The sequence below is a fragment of the Rhizobium subbaraonis genome, assembly GCF_900220975.1.
Taxonomy (GTDB): domain Bacteria; phylum Pseudomonadota; class Alphaproteobacteria; order Rhizobiales; family Rhizobiaceae; genus Mycoplana; species Mycoplana subbaraonis.
In genome coordinates, this window is the sequence record NZ_OBQD01000009.1 from 17,932 (window position 1) to 36,578 (window position 18,647).

The 18,647-nt window shown below is 60.1% G+C and carries 17 protein-coding genes; 4 read left to right on the top strand and 13 right to left on the bottom strand.

Annotated features, from left to right (window positions below):
• Positions 1 to 5 precede the first annotated feature (5 nt).
• The 10 genes from CRO48_RS14765 to CRO48_RS14805 form a co-directional block, all read right to left on the bottom strand.
• On the bottom strand, positions 6 to 659 hold the full coding sequence (locus tag CRO48_RS14765; protein ID WP_097140592.1) for a DUF3164 family protein: 654 nt from the start codon (positions 657 to 659) through the stop codon (positions 6 to 8).
• A gap of 91 nt (positions 660 to 750) precedes the next feature.
• Positions 751 to 987 (bottom strand): hypothetical protein, encoded by a 237-nt coding sequence (locus CRO48_RS14770; protein WP_097140593.1) that lies wholly within the window; start codon positions 985 to 987, stop codon positions 751 to 753.
• Positions 984 to 1,271, bottom strand: coding sequence for a hypothetical protein (locus tag CRO48_RS14775; RefSeq protein WP_097140595.1), 288 nt, complete (start codon positions 1,269 to 1,271; stop codon positions 984 to 986). Before CRO48_RS14775 ends, CRO48_RS14770 begins: the two co-directional genes overlap by 4 nt.
• Positions 1,271 to 2,296, bottom strand: a complete 1,026-nt coding sequence (locus CRO48_RS14780) for an AAA family ATPase (RefSeq protein ID WP_097140596.1) — start codon at positions 2,294 to 2,296, stop codon at positions 1,271 to 1,273. Before CRO48_RS14780 ends, CRO48_RS14775 begins: the two co-directional genes overlap by 1 nt.
• A gap of 124 nt (positions 2,297 to 2,420) precedes the next feature.
• Entirely contained in the window at positions 2,421 to 4,391 is a 1,971-nt protein-coding gene (locus tag CRO48_RS14785) for a transposase domain-containing protein (protein WP_245423533.1), read from the bottom strand.
• Positions 4,391 to 4,849, bottom strand: coding sequence for a hypothetical protein (locus CRO48_RS14790; RefSeq protein WP_097140598.1), 459 nt, complete (start codon positions 4,847 to 4,849; stop codon positions 4,391 to 4,393). Before CRO48_RS14790 ends, CRO48_RS14785 begins: the two co-directional genes overlap by 1 nt.
• A complete protein-coding gene (locus CRO48_RS14795) occupies positions 4,846 to 5,706 on the bottom strand; it encodes a ParB N-terminal domain-containing protein (RefSeq protein ID WP_097140600.1) in 861 nt (286 codons plus the stop codon). The genes CRO48_RS14790 and CRO48_RS14795 overlap by 4 nt, the downstream gene beginning before the upstream one ends.
• On the bottom strand, positions 5,706 to 6,071 hold the full coding sequence (locus CRO48_RS14800; protein ID WP_097140603.1) for a hypothetical protein: 366 nt from the start codon (positions 6,069 to 6,071) through the stop codon (positions 5,706 to 5,708). The genes CRO48_RS14795 and CRO48_RS14800 overlap by 1 nt, the downstream gene beginning before the upstream one ends.
• Complete coding sequence (locus CRO48_RS32215; protein WP_176526762.1) at positions 6,068 to 6,205, bottom strand: hypothetical protein; 138 nt, start codon at positions 6,203 to 6,205, stop codon at positions 6,068 to 6,070. Before CRO48_RS32215 ends, CRO48_RS14800 begins: the two co-directional genes overlap by 4 nt.
• A 2-nt stretch (positions 6,206 to 6,207) precedes the next feature.
• Positions 6,208 to 6,540, bottom strand: coding sequence for a helix-turn-helix domain-containing protein (locus tag CRO48_RS14805; protein WP_097140605.1), 333 nt, complete (start codon positions 6,538 to 6,540; stop codon positions 6,208 to 6,210).
• A gap of 134 nt (positions 6,541 to 6,674) precedes the next feature.
• Between CRO48_RS14805 and CRO48_RS14810 the strand changes: the two genes are divergently transcribed.
• The 3 genes from CRO48_RS14810 (at position 6,675) to CRO48_RS14820 (ending at position 10,385) form a co-directional block, all read left to right on the top strand.
• Complete coding sequence (locus CRO48_RS14810; RefSeq protein ID WP_176526763.1) at positions 6,675 to 7,199, top strand: helix-turn-helix domain-containing protein; 525 nt, start codon at positions 6,675 to 6,677, stop codon at positions 7,197 to 7,199.
• Between the two features lie 476 nt (positions 7,200 to 7,675).
• The gene (locus tag CRO48_RS14815) at positions 7,676 to 8,245 is read left to right on the top strand and encodes a TetR/AcrR family transcriptional regulator (RefSeq protein WP_176526764.1); all 570 of its coding nucleotides are present in this window, start codon (positions 7,676 to 7,678) and stop codon (positions 8,243 to 8,245) included.
• A 385-nt stretch (positions 8,246 to 8,630) separates the two neighbouring features.
• Entirely contained in the window at positions 8,631 to 10,385 is a 1,755-nt protein-coding gene (locus CRO48_RS14820; protein ID WP_097140610.1) for a peptidoglycan D,D-transpeptidase FtsI family protein, read from the top strand.
• 1,018 nt (positions 10,386 to 11,403) lie between these two features.
• Here the strand turns inward: CRO48_RS14820 and CRO48_RS14825 are convergent.
• The 3 genes from CRO48_RS14825 to CRO48_RS14835 all read right to left on the bottom strand — a co-directional run bounded on the left by CRO48_RS14825 (position 11,404) and on the right by CRO48_RS14835 (position 17,659).
• Positions 11,404 to 13,116 carry an arylsulfatase gene (locus CRO48_RS14825; RefSeq protein WP_097140612.1) on the bottom strand — a complete coding sequence of 571 codons (1,713 nt, stop codon included), beginning with the start codon at positions 13,114 to 13,116 and terminating at the stop codon, positions 11,404 to 11,406.
• Between the two features lie 816 nt (positions 13,117 to 13,932).
• Positions 13,933 to 15,453: an MBL fold metallo-hydrolase gene (locus CRO48_RS14830; RefSeq protein ID WP_097140614.1), complete on the bottom strand. Its 1,521-nt coding sequence runs from the start codon at positions 15,451 to 15,453 to the stop codon at positions 13,933 to 13,935.
• A gap of 1,366 nt (positions 15,454 to 16,819) precedes the next feature.
• A complete protein-coding gene (locus tag CRO48_RS14835; RefSeq protein ID WP_097140616.1) occupies positions 16,820 to 17,659 on the bottom strand; it encodes a fumarylacetoacetate hydrolase family protein in 840 nt (279 codons plus the stop codon).
• Between the two features lie 132 nt (positions 17,660 to 17,791).
• Here CRO48_RS14835 and CRO48_RS14840 point away from each other — a divergent pair, with 132 nt between their 5' ends.
• Positions 17,792 to 18,478: a GntR family transcriptional regulator gene (locus CRO48_RS14840; protein ID WP_176526765.1), complete on the top strand. Its 687-nt coding sequence runs from the start codon at positions 17,792 to 17,794 to the stop codon at positions 18,476 to 18,478.
• Positions 18,479 to 18,647 lie beyond the last annotated feature (169 nt).

Sequence of the window (18,647 nt, forward strand, 5' to 3'; positions counted from 1 at the left end):
GTCCCTCACGCCTTTGCAAGATCTATTGTGATGGCCGTCCAGGGCGTTTCGATCGAGAGCCGGTGATAGAACCGGAGATACTCCTTGGACCCGGTTACCCGGATGGAATCGCGGATTGCATCCATGGCGCGGCCCCAGCGCGGATCGTCGATCTCCAGCCTCAGCAGCATGAACAACTCCGACTTGTTGACTTGGCTTTCCTTGTCGGTGTTGAAGGCGCGGGTGACGATCGTCTGGATTTCCGGCCGGCTGTCGGTGGACCATTCGTTTAGGCATTCGTCGATGAGCGACTTGGCGATCTGCAATTGAGGGCCGAAGTCGATCAGGTCGGCAACCTGAACCTGAACCTTCATCAAACCGTCGAATGTCTGATAGGTCTTGTTGCCCTTCTTGCCGCCGATCCTGGCGCCGTATTCCTGCGCGAGTAGATCGTCGAAAGCGCCGATATCGGCCATGCAGTGATCGCGGAAGCGAGTTATCTGCGCATTGAGCGCGAGCGCGAACTTGATCTGCTTGCGGACCATTTCGTCCTGCAGTTTGTCTTCGGGCTTCACGTTGGAGGCGGCGACCAGATCGCCCTTGCTGTTGGTCATGAACTCGCGACCGTTGACGATGGTGACGGCGATGGTGGGCTGTTCTTCCAGAATGACTGCCTGCATGTTCTGATCCTCATGGGTTTGACAATGCTTCGAAGCACGTTCGGGCGCCGTTTGCGGCGGCGGGGAGGACCCGCCGCCGTGGTGCTGGCCGCTAGTAAAGGTCGGTGCCGTAGCCGCCGCGGAAGTCGAGGACGGTGGCGCTGGGCCGGTGTTCGTGCCCGGCCTGTAGCTCAAGCTCCGCTTCCAGCTCCTCCGACCATGCGATGAAGGTGTTGAACCGTTTCAGCAGGGCCGCGAGCATGGGCCGCGTCATTGGAATGCGGTTGCCATAGGTCGCCCGCAGAATGTCGCGCTCCTCGCGGATGGCATCGGAAAGTCTGGCCGTCATGGCTTCCTCCCGAAATCCGGCCGCAGGACCTTGCCCTGCGGGTCGGCGAGAACATCGGTAGCAAGCTGCTCGACAACTGCCGCGCCGACGCGGCCGGCTTCGGCCAGGCGGAAGACGGAAAGCTCCTGTTCCATTGAACCAACGAGGGCGCCGATGAGCCGCAGCTTTTCAGCAGCGATGCGGCTTTCCACTATGGTGAGGCCGTGGCCGGCCATGGCCTTGCCATTCAGTTCCTCGCGCAGGGACGCAATCTCCGAACTGGCGGTGATGTCGAGGATCGTCATCAAGACAGGTCCTCCACATCACGGCGGCGCCAAGCGTGCTGCAGGTGGTCGAGCGTCAGCTTCTGGCCGGCTCCGTTCGCGGCCATAAAGGCCAGCTTCACGGTCTTCTCGATCTGGCGCATCGCGCCGCCCTTCATGCCGATGCCCGTCAGGAACTTGACGCAATCCGGATCCTCGATTTCCCACGCTGCGATATAGGCGTGCAGGTCGGAGGTGTGCGCCGCTGTACGCTTGAGGTGCTTTCCGACGCGACTTTTCAGCTGCGCATAGGACGGCCCGCCATTGGCCTTGCCGAACCGGCTGTAGATTTCGTCATTGCCGACCAGGGCGACACCGCACTGGTAGACGTCGCAGAAATGGCGCAGCTGGTTGATGGCGTCGTCGGTGAGGTTCTGCGCCTCATCGACGATCAGCAATGTCCCACCGCCGATCCGGGCAAGCTTGGCGCCGATCGCGCGGGTTAGCTTCGCCGGATTGTGCTCTTTCACGTCCAGTTCGGCGGCGAGCTCGACGAGCATGCCGTGAACGGTCTTCGTGTGGGGCGTGACGGTGGCATGGTAGACGTGGGGACGCGTCGCCTGGAAGTGACGGCATGTCGCCGTCTTGCCCATGCCGGCGCCGACCGTGATCATGACCATGTCGCTGGTCATCTGCGCCCACATGAGCGTTTCGGCTATCTCCATCGCCACCTTCGTCTTGATGAAGGGAGGCGAATGCGGGATCGTCGAGCCCATCGTGGCGCTGTCCTCAATCGCGTCGAGCCACTGGCTCACAACACGATTCCACGGCTCCAGCCGGCCGGCATAGGTGCCGGAAAACCACTGGCTGAACGTGCCGTCCTTCATGCCGGAACGACGCGTGACTTCTGCCTTGGTCCAGCTGTTCGCGGTCGCAACCTCGATCACGCGTGCGGTCAGCCGGCGCCAGACATCGACGTCCACCTGGCCATGCTTTGCTACAAACTCGGCCGAGGGCGAGGGGTGATCCCAAACGCTGGCCTGACTTGTGCTGGTATGTACATTCATCTAAAAGGTTCCTTGCTTTGGAGCCCTAGCGGGCTTGTTTTTGGGCGGGGCTGAAACCCGCCCATATTTTTTTGCCGGAACCGTACTCACTACATTTCGGCTCATGCTTAGGCGGCCGTACGCGCTACTTTTCGGCCGCATTCCCTTTCGGAAATTCGAGGATCGAGGCACCGCCGGCTTGGCGCATTGCCTTCGAGAAACTGTCTTCAAACTCTTCGTCGCTCATCGACGCAGCCGGCTGGACGGCGAGGTTGCCGGTCAGAAGGCGCGTGACGGCGGGGCGCTTGCGTTCGGGCTTTGGCGCCGGCTTCTTCTCGCCTTCGGAATAAAGGTCCGCGAGCTGCTGCGCGGTCATCTTGGCGTGTGCTGCCTTCTGCTGCGCCAGCGCCTTCCGGTAGGCGTTGCGCTGGCTTTCGTGCTGACGGGCGGCCGCGGCGTCGTGGTAGCCGGTGTCCTCGATGCACTGCGCGTCGCAGATGAGCGCATTGTTGAGGTCGTAGACCTTCAACGGCTTTTTCAGATGGTCCGGGTCAAAGCGGATAATGACCTTCTTGCCCGCATAGGCAGTAAGGGCAGGGTGCCAAAAGCGGTTGCCGTGCAAGTGGATTTCGCCGTTGCCCTTGCGGGCCTTGAACGCCTCGGAGGCGAGCAGCCAGAGGGACGCTTGCGCTGCGCTCGGCCACCGGACAATGGTGCTCGGCTCGGCGATGCTCGCCTCAAACGTCTGGTCGAAGGATCTGCCTTTGCAGTTGCCGGCCTTTCGACCAACACGAGCATTGTGCTCTGCCATTTGCTGATCGACATGAGCGACGAAGACGTCGAAGGGGACGGCCCTGGACGCGTAGTTTTCCGGCTTCGCGTCAGGCTTGTTGCCAGTATAGGCGCCAGCACAAACCGGATGGCGGGAAATGTCGTCTGTGAGGTCGCGGAAGGCGCGCTCGATCGGCTTCGACTGGCCGGAGAATGGCTTTGTCCATTGTAGGTGGATGCCGAGAGCGACAAGCAAGCCTTGCGGATCCTCTTCGCGGACTTTGAAGCGGAAGCGCGTGCGGGCGCCGCCGGAAATCCACTTGCTGGCGAAGGCGCGGCCGTTGTCGAGCGTGATCATGTCGGGAATACCGAAGCGTTCGACCATGTCGCCGATGACGAGGCGCACCGATATCCAGTTTTCGCTTTCCGACAGGCGCCATGCGACGAACTTGCCGGAATAGAGATCCTGCAGCGCGATCAGATAGAGGCGAGTGATGGTATTGTCGGGCATGCGCACGAACACGTCGACGCGGTGACCGTCCATGTTGACCGCCTGCATTGCATGAAGGTGCGAGCGGGTGCGGCGCTGTGCCGGATAGAGCGCCTTCGTCCTTTCGCGACCGTCGCGGGCTAGCTTCTGCACCGCTTCCGGCACTTCGGCATCCAGCCGGCGGCGCAAGGCGCGCTCGGATGGGATCGGCGACCAACCCTTTTTGGCGGCGACGGCGACGACACGGCGGTAGCAAGCCGAGAAGCTTGGCTTTTCAGGCCGCAGAAAATCGCTTTTGAGGACGTCCCAAGCCTCTTCGTGGCACTCGGCGCGGGCGCGGTCTGTCGCATAGGATGGGGCCAGCGCCGCAAGCCAGTCCTGACGGTCGAGGCCCTCCACCATCGCGCAATACGAGTAGTAGGTGCTTTCGGAAATTCCCGCCTTGGCGATGACCGCAGCGATGGCATTGCGCTGTCGAATGCCGGCGGCCTTAAGGTGGGCCACATCATTGAGTACAAGTAAACGGGCCTGCGCGACCGCTTTGTGTTCCAGCGGCAGCGCCTCATAGCGCGCCCATATCTCCTGACGGCGCTCGGCCTGAAAATCACGATCCGTATTGGCCGGCGCGGAGTGCAGAAGCGTGAGCTTCAACTGCGCCGCCTTCGGCAGAAGCGATATGTGGTACTCGAAACCACCGCCGCCTTCGCGGCCACTCGCTTTCCGGCAAGCCTTGGGGTTCGCCTTCCAACCTTCGGCGTCTGCCCGCTTGGCAAGGCCACGAGCGGTCGCAGGCAGTTCTGGAAGCGCCGCAGCGGCAAGTTCGGCCAGCGTAAAGAACTCCTTGGCACGCATCATCAGCGGGTCCGCTCCTTCACGGTGACACGGCGGGAACGAAGTGCCCGCAACTCGGCCTTGATGCGTTGCTGCTCCTGCTGGAGACGCCCGGTTTCGGCGAGTACGGCCTCGTCGCCGATCAGCAGCGTTGCGCCCTGATCCTTGATCGCCTCGTCCCACAACCACATCGCGCCGGTGGCGTGCACAAAGGCAGCGAACCGGATCAGACTGACGTCGTGGGTGTCCTTACTCTCGGCCGTGTAGGCGTCGATGGTGGTTTTGGAGATGCCGGGGATGCCGAGATACTGCGCCATGCGGGCGGCGATCGTCGGCCGATCAAACGGGCATTCACGGATGGCGCGCGCCATGGCGCGCTTCATCTTGGAGCGATAGCGGTCGATGTCGATCCGCTGGACCGCCGCGCGAACCGGAAACACCGGCTCAAGGAAAAGGTCGAACTGTGCCGGATCGCGCTTCATTTGCGAGCCTCCAATGCGGCCTTGACCTGCATCGCGAGTTCGGAATGTCCGGCCTCAATCAGCTTGTCCAGCATGAAGAGAGCGCGCGTGAACGTGTCCGCCTTTTCCCAGGACCGATCAAGCTCGACGCGGACGACGGCCTGCCGCTCGGCGTCTGAGACTTCGGGCTTCGGCTGGGCGTCCGACACGGCGGCAATGGCTTTCGCCATGTCGCCGGTGCTGCGGAACGCGGCAGCTGTCTTCCGTTGGGCGGCTGGCTCCAGTTTGGCGAGTTTCAAGAGCAGGGATTGATTGTCGGCCACGGCCGTTCCGCGCACTGCGGAACGCACATCGGGGTGCAAGTTTTGAGCTATCCGGTTCAGTAGGAAATAGGAGCGGCGCGACAAGCCCATGCGCTCGGCAACATGCTTGGAAAACGCACCGCTCTCTGCCTCCTCTTCGAATAATAGTGCAAGGTTTGCACTATTTCCGGGGCGACCGGGCTCGATCTTGCCGTGCTTCCTCTCCCAAGCCTCGCGGTAGCTCTGCACAAACACTGCCCGATCGACCACAGACAATTCATTGCGGAACAGGTTTTCGGCCACCTCAATAAGCTGTGCCTCATCCTTGTCCGCTTGGACAATGACCGCATCGATCTCAACTTCGTCATTGATAACGAATGCGCGCAGGCGGTGGGCGCCGGCGATAAGCGCGAAGTTGCCGCGTTTTGCGGCTGGAGTTGCGCGAACCGTGATGGGGTTGATCAAGCCGTGCTCGACGATGTTTTGGGCGATCGCGAGGGCGTGCTCTTCCTCGACGGCCCGCAGCCGTTCGGGAACATAGATCTGGTCAATGAGGATGGTTCTGAGCTCGGCCATTATGCGGCAGCCTTCTGCAAGGTGGTCATGAAAAGCTTCTTTGCGTGGTCGGCCATGCGCCGGTACGCGCGGGCAAAAACGGGGTCCTCTAGACGCCGGTCGACCGCCTGAATGGCGAAGGAGATGGACGTGCGCTGTCGAGCCTGCATCGCGACGATGCGGCGGCGCGGCACCTCGAATTCCACATTCAGGATGTGGATGGCGATCTGGCGCGCCAAGGCGGCGTCAAACCAGTTGCGCGGCGGCGAGATAATGTGGCGCAGGGCAAGGTGCCGAAAGCCCGTCCGCACTGCGTCGTAGCAGCAGGAGAGCATAAGGCCGAGCCTTTCGCTTTCGCTGTAGGGATTGACGCCGCCGAAAGTCATAGCGCGACACCAGCGAGATACTTGACGAAGGAAGAGACGGCCGCGGCCAGTGCGATCAGCACTACGCTAAACAAAAGTGCTGTGTCGGCCGCTCTGCAGATCTTGGATTGTGAGGGAATGAAGGGGTTCTTCATGTCTAAGCTCCGACCGCTTTTTGGCGTTGCCGCATCGTGGGAGGTCGCCGATAGTTCTCGCGCGGCTGAGGCGATCGCCGCTGACCGGAGGGCCGATAACGGCTCGGCCACAAGATGTGTGCCTTTGTACCGAGGGCATCGGCGATCGCCCTTTCGCCCGCAGCGTTGGGCTCCCGGAGCGTCGTTCCGGCGGTTCCGCGCGATAGTCCGAAGCGGCGGTCGATTTCGAGAAGGGAAAGCCCCGCAAGCACCAGCTTGTGCTTAACCACGGCCATTTCCTCGACTCTGTCGATCTCCACGCGGCGCGCCTTGTCCGTCCTTTTGGGCCGGTGCATAGTCGTTCCTCGTTGTGAAAAGGGAGGCCCTGGCCGGTCTCCCTTTTCATGGGTGATTTGTTCCGTATTTATGGAAAGGATTAATCTACGATTGGGATTATGTAAATACCAAACGTAGATTAATAGCTAATAGAGTGGCGAGACCCGAAATTGAGCCGAAGACCGAGCTCGGACGCAGGCTGCGCGAGGTACGTTCGCGGCTAAAATTCGAGGAAAGGGAAGCGTTTGCTGAACGACTTGGCATCAGCAAACAGGCGCTTGCGAACTATGAGCGCGGGGAAAGGGTTCCCGACGCGTCGGTGCTGGAGGCATACCGGGAACAGTTCGAGATAAATCTCAATTGGTTGCTCACCGGCATTGGCAGCTTTTTTGACAGCGCAGCAGCCGGCCGCGCTGGCGGGCCAGACGGGATCGACTTGCACCTGGTCGATGAGCTCGGCCGGATTGTAGCTATCGAATGCAAGAGCTTCGGCCGCCAGCTCCACCCTGAGCAAGTGTCGGTGGAAACTATGAAACTCTACAATGATCTCCTTCGGCTGGTGGCGAACATTCACGACGCTGAGGAAGTCCAGGCATTTCTTCCGCAGATCCGCTTCGCCTTTAAGAAGCGGCTCGAGGCTGAACAGAACGCGCCGGGATCAGGCAAACGCTCGGCCTGATGATCGTCAAGCCAAGCTTGGATCAGGCAGAAATTCGCGTGCGACCGAACTCACCCGACGGACAGCCAGCCGGGTCATGGTTCGACGATGTGATGGAAGGGCTCGCGCGAGGAATCGCCGGCCCGCAGAAGACAGATGGCCAGACGGCTAGTACGCAAAACTCATAGTGTCCCTCACTACCCCACGTCGTAGGCTAATAAGCTCTGCGCGCGCGTCAAGCGGGAAGCTGTCACACAAGTTCGTGAAATGATTGTTGATGATGGCCAAGGAACGTGGCCAAGTTGGTACATCCTAGGCGGCTGGGCCCTAGACCTTTGGTAAGGCGAGCCGACCCGTGCGCATGAAGACTTGGAGCTCTCTGTAGCTGTGCCCCTTCGATTAGATAGGCACCTGTGCTAGGTGCTCCGCGCGGCTGAAGGATGTTAAATATGGCTAGAACTCTAATTCGACCTGGTGGACGCAGCGAACGCATACAGATGGCAGTGCACAAAGCCGTCCGGGAACTAATGGTGGAGCGCCCGGAGAGCGAATTGACGGTGGCCATGATAGCTGCCCGCGCGGAGGTGACTCCTTCTACAATCTACAGGCGCTGGTCCAGCCTTTCGCAGTTGATCGCGGACGTTGCCAGCGAGCGTTTCGTTCCCGACTCCATTCCACCGGATACCGGGAGCCTTCGCGGTGATCTGGAGGTGTGGGTGGAGCAGACGGTCGAGGATTTCTCCTCTGCTCCATTAAGGCTTTTGTTCCGAGAGCGGTTGACGAACAAAAAGATCGCTCAGGTTGCAGCGGGTTACACGTACATGAACCTACTTTACCTTTGCGATCGCTGCGAACGAAGGGGAGAGCCGACTCCCAACCCAGATCGATTGATTGATCTCATCTTCGCACCCCTCGTCTACAGGATTTTCTTCGTCAATCAGTCGATCCCGAAGTCATTTCAGATCGAACTGGTTCAAATGGCGCTCGCCTCTCCACTTCTGGCTACACCCGTCGATGAAGAGATAAGTATCGGACAACACACACTGTTCGAAAACGATCCTCAGTGACCGTGGGCCTCGGAATTGTTTGATGGATCCTGCCGCCACGCAACCGTTCAAAGATGCGCCAGACATCACGTCACTCACTTCGACCCCGTGTCTGGGGGAGCCCTTGCTGCATTGAACGTGATGGTCAGGGCTCCCGCAAGGCACCTGTATGCGGAAGCGCGATGGGAACCCACAGGTTGCGGGCAATTCGGCAAGACGTCCGGATCCTCCTTAGCAGCGCTTATATTTCGTCCCGGCACCAGTGCTTGCAAACGCAACGTGAATCGCATTAAAGCTGCGCGACTGCTTTAAAGCTACAACAGTTGCATTAGTGCGCTCGTTAGCTTCACTGCCGTGGGAAGAAGTGAGGGGCGAGCTTTCGCGCCTAAGCGCCAGGGACAATTGAATGGTGACGCCTACTCGAATTCATGCTCTTCGAAGCAGCGCGCATTTCGCGCTGGTAAAGTTTGGCGGCCAAAGCCTTAAGACAAGACGCAAGAGCCGCACCAAGCAATCGCGCCAGCGGGTGGGCATGCTGATCGGACTGTTCCTCTGCAGCTACGCAGTAATAGGTGGCAGGCTCATCCAATACGGGATGACCAGCAATCTTGTCAGTGGTGGCATCCGCAGAGAAAGCAGCCGAGCTGCCTCCCGTCCCGACATTCTTGACCGAAACGGGGAGCTGCTGGCCACAGATCTGAATATGGTCTCGCTCTATGGTGAGCCGCGACGCATTGTCGACGCAGATGAGGCCGTCGAGAAGCTGGCGAGCGTGATCCCTGATCTCGACTGGGCAGAGACCCACAAAAAACTGACCTCGAAAAGCGCCTTCCAATGGCTTCGTCGTCAACTTACCCCGAAACAACAAGCGGAGATCCTTCAGCTCGGCATCCCGGGACTAGGCTTCCGCCCCGAGAAGCGGCGGTTTTATCCAGGCGGGGCGACAGCCGCGCATATCCTCGGCTATGTCGATATCGACAATCAGGGGCTCGCGGGGATTGAACGCTATATCGACCGGCAAGGCCTTTCCGCCTTGAGAGAAGCGGGTCTCACCAGTGACATTTCCCTGGCGCCCGTGCGCCTCTCAATCGACCTGCGCGTCCAGAGTATCGTCCACGAGGTCATAGCAAATGCCAAGCTCGCCTACCAGGCGGAGGCGGCAGGCGCGGTCGTTCTCAATGTCGATACGGGTGAAGTGCTGGCCATGGCCTCCGTGCCGGACTTCGATCCCAATCAGCCCTCCCGAACTCTGCCAGACGGAAGCGTCGACCAGGACTATGCCAAGGGCTTGTTCAACCGGATGAGCAATGCCACCTACGAAATGGGATCGACCTTTAAAAGCTTCACTCTCGCGATGGGGCTCGATTTGGGTAAGATCACCCTGAACAGCGTGGTAGATGCCAGCAAGCCGTATCGCCTCTCAGGTTTCACGATCCATGATGATCACGGCCGGGGACGTCCGCTGACGGTGCCTGAGGTCTTTCAGTACTCCTCAAACATCGGAACGGCGACCATTGCGTCCATGGTCGAGCTTCCAGACCATCAGGCTTTCCTGACAAGGCTCGGTCTCCTGTCGAAGATGAAAACCGAGTTGCCGGAGGTGGCTACCCCAACACAGCCGCATCCGTGGAGGAAGATCAACCAGGCGACGATCTCTTTCGGACATGGCGTGGCAACGACGCCGTTGCAGACGGCCGTCGCCGGCGCCGCTCTGATTAACGGGGGAAAGCTCATCGAACCGACATTCCTCCCAAGGACTTCTGTGGAAGCGGGTGCCAGTGCAACACAGGTCATCAATCCTTCGACCAGTGCCGACATGCGGTTCCTCTTTCACTGGAACGGCGTCAAGGGCTCTGGCCGCAATGCTCTCGTCCCCGGCTTCAACGTCGGCGGAAAGACCGGCACGGCGGACAAGGTCGTCAACGGCCGCTATGCGAAGAACTTGAATTTTAACGCGTTCCTCGCAGGCTTTCCCATGAACCGCCCGCGCTATGTAGTTCTCACGGTCATCGATGCCCCATTAAGCGGTGAAAAAGGCGGTCGACTGGCTGCATACACCGCTGCGCCAATGGTCAAGGAAATCATCAGCAGGGCAGGCGCATTGTTGGGTGTGCAGCCCCACTTCGGGGGTGACCAGGGTCAATTGCTCGTGAACTACTGACTACCTCGTCCGTATCACTAACTTTCGCGCCGGAAGCAGACGGTCTCCTCACGGCCCCATTTCCAGCCTCCAACCTCGATGCAGCTCATGTCTCCTTTTGGGCGCGAAGCGGTCATTGGCATCGTCGCCCAAATGAAGTTCCAACCTTGTTCGCTTCTTGCGGCCCTCAGTTCCAACCTCTCGACCACGAAATCCGCTTTGAAACTCGAGGGGAGCACTGGTTTTGCAGGGTTTGCAGTGCGACTGGCCGAGGCCGGAACTCCAGTTCCAACCTCAAATTGGAAACTTGGCCCAATTGTGCACGAGGGGTGCCGCAAAAGTTCGATTTCCTTGCGGCGGCCATTTCCCGGTTTGTCAGTAGTTTGAAGACCCCTCAAAGCTTTTTCGGGCGTTTTTGCGGATCGGGTTGAGGCCAGGTCGGCCTTTGGCGTCCGGTCGATCGGGCGCGGCGTTCCGGGTCCGTTTGCCGTCAATGTTCGTGGGCGGCTGGTCCTCGCCTCATGCTGCGCAATCGCCTGATTTTCCAGTGTTTCCCATCAATTCCCGCTTAATGCCAGATATTCCCGCTTTTTCCGGAACCACGTGTCAAACAACATCCGGAATTTTGACAGCAGTATGCGGAAAATTCGAAATTCCGAGCAGGCGTCAAAATTCGCGGGTTGAACGGTAGCGGCATCGCTGTTCATCATAGCCCGACAACCCAATAAGGCGCAGAGTACGGGATCGTCTCGACATGAATGTGAGGCGCGATTGCCAGACGTGGGCTTCCGTCCGGAACGAGCAAGAGACTTTCGACGATTGCATGCGCGCCTGCAGCTTCGATGCCGACAGCGAAGCTGCAGAAAGCCCTCGGCAGCGCCGTAATCCGTCTCTACTCGCAGGGACAGCAGGATCCGATTTTGATCAAGGCTGAGCTTCTTCCGTCATTCAAGCGCCGGCCCTAACGACCGCCCGGTCTAGGCGATCACGAGAAGCGGGCGCCCGAAGGCGTCCGCTGTTGGTGTGTGTGCCTTTGGCGTCAGTCGTGCCCTGTCTTCATCTCCCGCACTTGCTGCATGACCTGTTCAAGGTTGTAACTTGCAGGGTCTTGCATCGGCGGGAAGTCGATGTAGCTCTCAAGGTGCCTCAGCCACAACTGCTGGCCGATGGGGAGCATGTTCCAGTCATAGACATAGGCCGTCGACGGAGAGGCAATCGCGCCCCCCATGCCGAACAGTGTCTTGATCTGCTGACCAACCGAGGTCTCAAACGGGTCACGCTTGATGTTGACGACCTGCGTCCAGGAATAGGGCTGCACGCCAGCGATGAAACCCGCCGGGTCGTCAGACACCATTGCGAAGTACATTTTCCAGTTCTTGTACCGCACCGCCGAGGGCTCCTTGCCGGAGTAGTACAAGAAGTGGTCACGTGCGGACTTTTCCGACTTTCCTTCGAGGTAGTCGCGCTGGTTGACACCGTCCAGCGTCGTCTTGGCGAGGTCGGCATACTTGCCTTGCTCGAGCGTCGCCTTCAACTCGTTGCCCTTGGGGCCGCCGGCGATGTCGACGAGGGTGGGCAGCCAGTCAAGCGAGGCGAACATGTCGTTTTTCACCGTTCCCGGTTCGATATGGCCGGGCCAGCGCACGACCAGCGGTGCCCGCATCCCGCCTTCCCAGGTGCTCAATTTTCCGCCCTTGAACGGCGTGGTGCCGCCGTCGGGGAAAGTGATCGTCTCCGCGCCATTGTCGGTCGTGAAGACGACGATGGTGTTGTCGAGTTCACCCATCTCCTCAAGCTTCTTCAGCACGTAGCCGATGTTATCATCCATCTGCTTCATGCCGGCTTCATTGACGCCCCAATCCTTTCCACCTGGTTCCCCGACCATGTTCAGGTATTTGTCCGACAGCACAGTCGTAACGTGCATGCGCGCGGGATTGTACCAAACGAAGAAGGGCTTGTTGGTTTTCTCGGGATCGTTCCGGTCGAGGAAATCGATGACCTTGGCGGAGATCTCCTCATCGATCGTTTTGGAGCGTTCGAGGGTCAGCGGTCCTTCGTCCTTGCAGGTCTGATTGGCCGCCGTCCCATCGGACGACGTGCACGCGAGCACGGGCCGCGGTGGCGTCAAGCATGTTGTAGTCGCTGGATCGACTGCCGCTGGGTTTTCTGTCATTCCCGGGATCGGCGTGTTCTTGCAAGGTGGGGCAAGCGTCTGCTCGGTCGGGGTTTTGTTGATGTCGGGGAAGCTTACCCCCTGCATGGCGTCGAGGTGATAGAGATAACCCCAGAACTCCTGAAAGCCATGTGCGGTCGGTAGAGACTCCGTGTGGTCGCCGAGATGGTTCTTGCCGAACTCCCCGGTATTGTAGCCAAGGTCGTGCAGGAAGCGGGACAGAGTGGGTGTGCCCGCCCGCAGGTAGGATGGGCTCCCAGGAATCTCGGGAAGGACCATGCCCACTCGCACTGGCTGCATGCCCGTAATGAATGCGGTTCGACCCGCCGTGCAGCTTTGCTCGGCGTAGTAGGTCGTAAACATCGCACCTTCGTTTCCGATGCGGTCGATGTTGGGTGTTTCTCCGACCATCAATCCCCGGTGATAGATGCTGGGCTGCATCCAGCCGATATCATCGCCCATGATAAAGAGGATGTTGGGCTTTTGTGTCTGTTGGGCGATGGCCGGGCTCGTTCCGGCCAACATCGCTGCCGCTAACGTGGCCACCACGGCGCTACAACTGCTTAACTTGCGCTGCATCTGCTTCCTCCTTCAATAGTCGAGAAGCCCGGACGGGGACGACGTTAGTCGTCCGAACCAGGCGCTCGGTTTGTTTGGATGTGCGTGATGCCTTATGCGACGTCCCAAAGCGCGTATGCGGTTCCGAATTGAGACCAGTGCATTGCGTCGAGTATTGCGACGGATTGGTGTTCGCGCCTTGGGTTGAACTTAGAAGTTATCTCACGAAACTGTATCCGCTTCCAGATGAGTACGGGTGCTCTCGAAGGATGTACGCGCTATACCGCTTTTGACTTAGAATCGAGCCCGAGTCGTACCTTTCACTTGTTCCAAGTGCCGGTCAGGACGAGATAAGCACTTCCTTCACCGCCTTGCTTCGTCCTCGGCCGCTGACCGAACACGTGCGGTCAACTTCCCCGATCCTGAAGTCCTGGTTTCGAACTCCGTTCGAATGCTCTTCACAGACCCTTCAAATGGGCATTCTTCCGAGTGCGCCATGCATGCGCCGCAGGCAAACTGACCACTCCGTTACCGGCTGCATCGGATCGGCCCATCCGATTGGCCAGCCATTGCAGCTCTCCGCGAGCATTTGCAACTTTGACAGCAGGTTCTGCGAAAATCGAAATTGCAGATGTCGTGACAATCTCCGGCGCAGGCAAGCTACTTGCGCGGGTCGCCCGCCAGCCTAACCGCCGTCCCGCTAGCGTCGACGAAGCAATTCCGCCGCCTGAACCGTTCGCCGACAGCGCGTTGTAATTGGGGGGAAACCGCGATGATCGCGTCGGCGCCAATAGCCGCCTCGACGACGCGCCGCACTGCGCTGGCGGGATTGTCCTGTCAGGCGGACGGCAGGTCCATCGCTGGATCGGATGCCTTGCCGCATTTTTCGATGTGCTCGATCTTCAACGGCAAAGTCCCGCCTTCGATGCATCTCCCGGTGTTGACGTCCCACTTCCAGTGATGCCGCGGACATTCCAGGATGCCGTCGGCGATGGTGGCGTGGGCCAGTTCTTCGCCCGCATGCGGACAGAACCGCTGAATCCTGAAGCCGTCGCGCTCGATCGTTTCGGTGTTACGCCGCTCCCTCATGATCTGCTGGGTCTGTGCCGGCTCGTTTCCGTAGCGCAACAGGCTCATGAACGTCAGGTCGAACACGTCCGGCTCGCGGTGCAGATCGATACGCATGGAGAGGAGCGCTTCTTCCCAGCCGGTTTCGCCGGCGAGGATCGCGCGCAGGATCCGTGGCGACATGATCAGCACATATTCGGGATCGTACGGTTCCTCGCCCTCGATGACGAAGTCCTCGGCCAGCTTGCCGAGCTGGACGCCCCAGGTCCTCCCGCCGGAGGATATGCCGATATGTTTGTGAAACTCGCGCAGGAGCGGTTTGTTACGCCGCTGCAGCGAAGCGAAGTAATCCTCGACCTCGCTGGCCTCGATGGGCGTCTCCGGTCCCTCGTAGAAGCTGCCCCAGTCGTCCTTGCGTCGCTCCCGGTAGCTGGCGAGGTCGTCCTCTCGCAATGCATCGGGGGAGTGTGAGACCCTCAGCTCGCCGGCCGCTATCTCCACCCCATCGGCCGGGTAAAGCCGCAGAACGTCCGTCGAGGGACAGGCGCGGGCGAAATCCGCCGCGATGTCCTCCCATTGCGGGAAGATCGTCTTGACCGGGTCGTTGTACTTCTCCAGCACCGGATCCAGGAAGCACGCCGGCCCGGCGGACGGCAGATAGGCGCGCGCATGCGTCAGGTGCACCTTGCGGTAAAGCGTGTCGAGCAGCCCCTCGCGCACGGCGTTCACCTTCTGCTGCATCTGCTCGGGCGGATAGTCGTAGCAGTTGGGATACCACATTGCGCCCGAATATTGCGCGGCGAGAAGATCTACCCGATCCGGCAATTCCGACATCGGCGTATTGCAGTCATTCAGGTCAAGGAAACGGAAGCCGTCCATTTCCAGCATCAGGCCGCTGTCTTCCTTGTGGCTGGTGTCCAGGAACATCGTGGCAGTGAAATTGTCGGCCAGTTCGAAGGACTGGCGGTGGTCAAGCGGAACAACGTTGGCAAAGCCCAGCTCATTGAACCGCCGAAGCATGCCGCGCGATCTGTAGTTTGGCGCGAGTATGGTCGTCGTCTTGTCCAGCGTCTCCAGAAACCGCCGGTCGAAATGATCCTCATGCGCATGCGAGACGTAGAGGTAGTCGAACTTCGTCTCTGCGATCTTGCGCGCGGAACTGTTGTCGGGCCAGGGAAACCAGGATTGCAGAAACGCCGAATGAAACCATGGATCGATCAGGACCCGAAGGCCGGCATGTTCTACGGCAAAACCCGCATGGCCAAGATAACGAATGACGCTGCAATTCATTGGCTAGCTTCCCTGGTTTTTAGAAATATCTAATTTGCGGATGCTTGCGGGCCATCTCCAGTTTCTTGCCAGTATCGATCGGGCACAATGCAGAATTGGCTATGGATTCGACGCGTAAATCAAGATCGTCTTTCGCAGTTTGAGCGAAAAATGAAAAATTCTCGATGGTCCGTGCCGAGTTCGGGTTTGCATCGCCCGTGATGGAGCAATCATTCAAACAGCAAGTAAATGTCGATGCAGTACCTGCGATATCTATGCCAAAAGTCATCGCGACGTGGCCGTCGTTCGCTCTATTCTCGCCTACAAAACAAGATCCGGCAGGGAAGTCTCATCGAGCCGTGCCAGTATTTCTCCGGCCCGCCTGCAGTCTCCGCCGCCTGCACAGGGTTGCGACCCCATCGACGCAGGCTGGGAGTAGCAGCGCCCGCTGCAGGCGTTCGCCACCACCGGCACACCGCCGCTTAATTCGAGGGGTATGCCCGGGCAATCGCTTTCCGATCGACCGGGAACGAAGGGATCCGGCTGGCCACTGCTTGCTGTCATCAGAGAACTCCCAAGACGAGCTTATCTTCGCGCAAGAATGCGGCCCTGGTGAACCAAAATCAGTCGATCCAACAAACCCTGCCTTGTAGGAAAAGTCATTTCAGCTTCGGGGTAAAGCATAGAAAACGCGGTATTCCGCTCTCCGAAGGTCGTAGTCATCCGACGTTCCGATGAATGACTGCCATGCCGCGATCGGACGATCAGCGGGACCCGGGGGCTGGTGGAAGCGATGTGCCGTCTTACTTGCCGAATCTTGGCCCGTACCTTGACGCGTAATTTGACGAGCAACACATCATCGCCTGTCGCGTTCACACGATGAAGGGCGCACTGCTGCGCTGGCCTTGTTGCTCAGCGATTGCGCCGTTCGTTATTCATCCCGGCGGCGTTCCGCGTTGAGGACGCTGCCGGTTTGGTATTCGGCAGGCGCAGCCACCTGCAGATCATACCTCACACGGGAAGCATGAAGAGGCATGTGAGGATGAGGCAGGCGAGGGCTGAGAGTTCGACGAAGCCGTCATACATCGTTTCTTTCTCCGTGCGTGTTTGACGGCGTGAATGCGACGTGACGGATTTTGTTCCGCGCCGGGCGAGAAGATGTGGAGATGCCGGCAGAACGCGTGGAGAAGGAGCGTGCCCTTGCCAAGCCACGACGTGGATCGACCGCCGGCATCCATCTGCAGGCGGTCGCGTCGGTTTAAAGAGGCGTCGAGAGCCGAAGCGGGTCGCGACCCTTCAGATACGCGCCTGCCGCATCGGTCTTTGATCCTGCGCCTGTCGCTGCTGCCAACGGCTGTACGGCTTACGCGACGTGCCTGGGCGCTGCTCAGCCTTGCGCCACCGTCTGGCGCTGAACGCCGAGGCCGGCGATCGAGACTTCCATGCGGTCGCCAGCCTTCAGGTAGCGCGGCGGCTTCATGCCCATGCCGACGCCCGGAGGGGTGCCGGTGGTGATGACGTCGCCCGGCTCCAGGATCATGAACTGGGAAATGTAGTGAACGAGGAAGGGCACCTTGAAGACCATGGTCGAGGACGAGCCGTCCTGGACGAACTCGCCGTTCACGCTCAGCTTCATGGCGAGATCGGCGGGATCGATCTCATCGGTGGTTACCAGCCAGGGGCCAAGCGGACCGAAAGTCGGGCAGCCCTTGCCCTTCATCCACTGGCCGCTGCGCTCGGTCTGGAAGGCGCGCTCGGAGATATCGTTGCAGATGCAGTAGCCTGCGACATAGTCCAGGGCATCGGCCTCCGAAACGTAGGAGGCGCGTTCGCCGATGACGACTGCGAGTTCAACTTCCCAGTCGGTCTTCTCCGATCCGCGCGGAATGAGCACGGTATCATCCGGGCCGACCACGCAGGAGGGGGCCTTGTTGAAGAGCACCGGCTCGGGAGGCACGGCCATGCCGCTTTCGGCGGCGTGGTCGGCATAGTTGAGGCCGACGGCGATGAAATTGCCGATGCGGCCGACGCAGGCGCCGATGCGTTCGCCTTCCGGCACGAGCGGCAGGCTTGCCGGATCGATCGCCTTCAGGTGCCTCAGGCTCTCCCTGCCGAGTGCCTCGCCCGCGATATCCGAAACGACTGCCGAAAGGTCGCGCACCCTGCCATCGGCGTCGATCAGACCCGGCTTTTCCGCCCCCGGCTTTCCGTAACGAACGAGCTTCATGCAAACCTCCCAAAGTTTTCGGCGCCGGATCGGGCGACCGTGATGAAATCCTGTTGCGGTTTCCCTTCCACGAGTCCTACAAAGAGTCAACGATTTTCGAAAATCCAGACGATTAGGCAAAATGAGGGCCAGATGAGCATATTGCCGAAGCCTGCCGCCCGGACGCTGGCAAGCGATGCCTATGAGCGGATTCGCGCCGAGATCCGGACCGGGCGCTTCCGTCCGGGTGACCGGTTGCGTTTCGCGGACTTGCAGGCGCTCTGCGCCATGAGCGTGACGCCGGTTCGCGAAGCGCTGGCGCGGCTGACGGCAGAGGGGTTCACATCGCTCGACGATCACCGCGGCTATAGCGTCGCGCAGCTGTCCCTCTCGGAACTGCGCGATATCACGGCCAACAGAAAGCTTTGCGAGGGCGAGGCGCTGCGGCTGTCGATCGAACGGGGCGACGCGCAATGGGAAGCGGGGGTGATCGCCGCGCATCATCTGATGGTGCGCGTGCCGCAGGGACGGGAGGACATGCCATCCGCCATTCGCGACGACTGGGATGCACGGCATGCTGCGTTTCATCGGGCGCTGATCGCGGCCTGCGGCTCTGCGATCCTGCTCGACACCTGCGGCCGCTTGTTCGCCCATGCGGATCGCTATCGGCGGGTATCCGTCAGCCTGCTGATGTCGGGGCGCGATGCCGAGGCCGAGCATCGCCTGATCATGGAGACGGCGCTTGCACGGGACGGTGCGGCGGCTGTTGCAGCGCTGCATGCGCATTACGAGAAGACGGCCGAAGCGCTGGAGGCATTCTTCGACGGGCAGGGAAGCTGAGGCACATGACGCGGCGGCACGAGCCGGCGGGCGGGGCAGGCTGCTGCCGAGCCTGCGCGGGGAGCTTCATCGTGCGGCGGCAAGCGCCAAGTGCGCAAGCTTAAGCGTGCCGGTTGCGCCCGGAGAGATCTGGACAAAACGCCCCGAAGAGCACGGGCTCTTCGGGGCG

Coding starts and splice junctions, on each gene's coding strand:
- CRO48_RS32215 (WP_176526762.1), bottom strand. CDS start 6,205: ATGAAGAACCCCTTCATTCCCTCACAATCCAAGATCTGCAGAGCGGCC.
- CRO48_RS14765 (WP_097140592.1), bottom strand. CDS start 659: ATGCAGGCAGTCATTCTGGAAGAACAGCCCACCATCGCCGTCACCATC.
- CRO48_RS14815 (WP_176526764.1), top strand. CDS start 7,676: ATGGCAGTGCACAAAGCCGTCCGGGAACTAATGGTGGAGCGCCCGGAG.
- CRO48_RS14835 (WP_097140616.1), bottom strand. CDS start 17,659: ATGAAGCTCGTTCGTTACGGAAAGCCGGGGGCGGAAAAGCCGGGTCTG.
- CRO48_RS14840 (WP_176526765.1), top strand. CDS start 17,792: ATGAGCATATTGCCGAAGCCTGCCGCCCGGACGCTGGCAAGCGATGCC.
- CRO48_RS14790 (WP_097140598.1), bottom strand. CDS start 4,849: ATGAAGCGCGATCCGGCACAGTTCGACCTTTTCCTTGAGCCGGTGTTT.
- CRO48_RS14805 (WP_097140605.1), bottom strand. CDS start 6,540: ATGCACCGGCCCAAAAGGACGGACAAGGCGCGCCGCGTGGAGATCGAC.
- CRO48_RS14820 (WP_097140610.1), top strand. CDS start 8,631: ATGGTGACGCCTACTCGAATTCATGCTCTTCGAAGCAGCGCGCATTTC.
- CRO48_RS14780 (WP_097140596.1), bottom strand. CDS start 2,296: ATGAATGTACATACCAGCACAAGTCAGGCCAGCGTTTGGGATCACCCC.
- CRO48_RS14770 (WP_097140593.1), bottom strand. CDS start 987: ATGACGGCCAGACTTTCCGATGCCATCCGCGAGGAGCGCGACATTCTG.
- CRO48_RS14830 (WP_097140614.1), bottom strand. CDS start 15,453: ATGAATTGCAGCGTCATTCGTTATCTTGGCCATGCGGGTTTTGCCGTA.
- CRO48_RS14775 (WP_097140595.1), bottom strand. CDS start 1,271: ATGACGATCCTCGACATCACCGCCAGTTCGGAGATTGCGTCCCTGCGC.
- CRO48_RS14785 (WP_245423533.1), bottom strand. CDS start 4,391: ATGATGCGTGCCAAGGAGTTCTTTACGCTGGCCGAACTTGCCGCTGCG.
- CRO48_RS14800 (WP_097140603.1), bottom strand. CDS start 6,071: ATGACTTTCGGCGGCGTCAATCCCTACAGCGAAAGCGAAAGGCTCGGC.
- CRO48_RS14825 (WP_097140612.1), bottom strand. CDS start 13,116: ATGCAGCGCAAGTTAAGCAGTTGTAGCGCCGTGGTGGCCACGTTAGCG.
- CRO48_RS14795 (WP_097140600.1), bottom strand. CDS start 5,706: ATGGCCGAGCTCAGAACCATCCTCATTGACCAGATCTATGTTCCCGAA.